Below are 1714 nucleotides of genomic sequence, written 5' to 3'. Positions count from 1 at the left end.
ACAAGATGGGGTTTTTCGTCATCGCGGGATCTGCGGCGAGCAGTTCCACGGCAGCAAGGCTTCGAAGTCTTCCACCGACACCGCCTGGGGCAGACGCTCCAGCACGTGTCGTAGCCATGCATAAGGTTCACGCCCATTCGCCTTGGCGGTTTCAACCAGACTGTACAGGCGAGCACTGGCGCTGGCACCTCGGGGCGTGAAGCAAAAGAGCCAGTTCTTTCTCCCGATAACAAAAGGCCTTATCGCGCGCTCGGCCGCATTGTTATCGATGGGCAGGTAGCCGACCTCGGTGTAGCGCTTCAGCTTGCTCCAGTTATTGGCCAGATAACCCACGGCTTTGCCCAAGGCGCTTTGCGGCGTCACATGAGGCTGGGTTTTCTCCAGCCATTCGTGCAGCTCTTTCAGGATGGGCACACTTTGCTCGGCTCGAACTCGATGAAGTTCTGCCTCGCTGACCTGATGTTTCTTCTGATCGCGCTCGATCTTGTACAGCGCATTGATCTTCAGCAACGCCATATCGGCACGCCCGGTTTTTCCCTTGGGCTGTACTTTCTGTGCATCCACGAACTTGCGCCGCGCATGCGCCCAACAGCCCAGACGCTCAACACCCGCTTGCTGTTCGATCGCGTTGTAGCCTGAGTAATCGTCGGTCATCAAGTAACCGCGATAGCCAGCAAGCAGGCGTGAAGCCACCTCCTGCTCACGGCTGGTCGAGTAGTCAAACAGGATCACCGGTTTGTCCGGCGGGCCGCCGGTCTGCACCCACATCCAGGATTGGCTGGTGGCTTCGCGGCCCGGCTCTTTCATGACCTGGACACGGGTTTCGTCGCAGTGGATCACGCGACTTTCCAGCAGTTGATCGCGCATCAAATTGATCAGCGGCTGCAGGAGTTCGCTGCACTGCATGACCCAGCGGGCCAGGGTTTGCCGCGAGACGTCGACACCGTGGCGCCCCAGCACTTTTTCAAAACGGTGCAGTGGCAGACCATCGACGTATTTGGTGGTCAGCAGCATGGCCAGCACGCTGGGGCTGGCCAGGCTTTTTTCGATAAGTTGGGCGGGCTTGTCGGCGGTCACCGGTGCGGTTTCGCAGCCTCGGCAGCCATAGACTTTGCGGATGTGTTTGATCACCCGGATCTGCATCGGCACGATTTCAAGCTGCTCGCTGACGTCTTCGCCCATGACATGTTTGCGGCAGCCGCACTCACAGGTCAGCCCATGCTCGGGCAGTTCGTGAACCATCTCGACACGCGGCAAATCCGCCGGTAACGGTTTGCGCTTGCCACGACGTTTAGCGGGTTTGGCCGATTCTTCGTCAGCATCCTCAACAACCGTTTCAGCCAGGCTTTCGGCCTCGTTGAAGAGTGCCAGTTGTGGCGAATCTGCATCGGTACTCTGTTCGGACTTGCGACCGAACAGACGATGACGCAGCAAAGCGTTCTCCTCTTCAAGAAGAGCCACTTTGGACTGCATCTGCGCCAGCAGTTGCTTGAGCGCATTCAGGTCGTCGGGGAGAGCATCGGGCATGGAAATCATGCCCCGGATTATACCCGGGTCAGGCGACGAATCGAGGTGTCATGACCTGATGAGGTCGGTTGCGCCAAAGGTCAAAACCGTCGAGCAGCCAGTTCAACTCTTGAACGCTGAGTACGATCACATCGTCGGTGATGTCAGGCGATGTTTTGAACCGCTCGGCTTCGAGGCGCTTGAGCCA

At 58.2% G+C, this 1714-nt stretch carries 2 protein-coding genes; both read right to left on the bottom strand.

All coding sequences use genetic code 11. The features are described 5' to 3' along the window. Positions 1-18 precede the first annotated feature (18 nt). Positions 19-1536 carry an IS66 family transposase gene (gene tnpC / locus ACYP2A_RS21010; protein ID WP_459747795.1) on the bottom strand — a complete coding sequence of 506 codons (1518 nt, stop codon included), beginning with the start codon at positions 1534-1536 and terminating at the stop codon, positions 19-21. 19 nt (positions 1537-1555) lie between these two features. Next, positions 1556-1714 (bottom strand): IS66 family insertion sequence element accessory protein TnpB (gene tnpB, locus ACYP2A_RS21005; protein WP_459747796.1); only part of this gene is annotated, 159 nt, incomplete at its 5' end.

The organism is Pseudomonas sp. 3A(2025) (assembly GCF_054589175.1).
The sequence above is the reverse complement of the archived record's forward strand: the minus strand, read 5'-3'. Positions and strand labels throughout refer to the sequence as shown.

What these genes read in the sequence shown, in the direction of transcription:
- tnpC (WP_459747795.1), bottom strand. Translation starts at nt 1,536, where the DNA reads ATGATTTCCATGCCCGATGCTCTCCCCGACGACCTGAATGCGCTCAAG.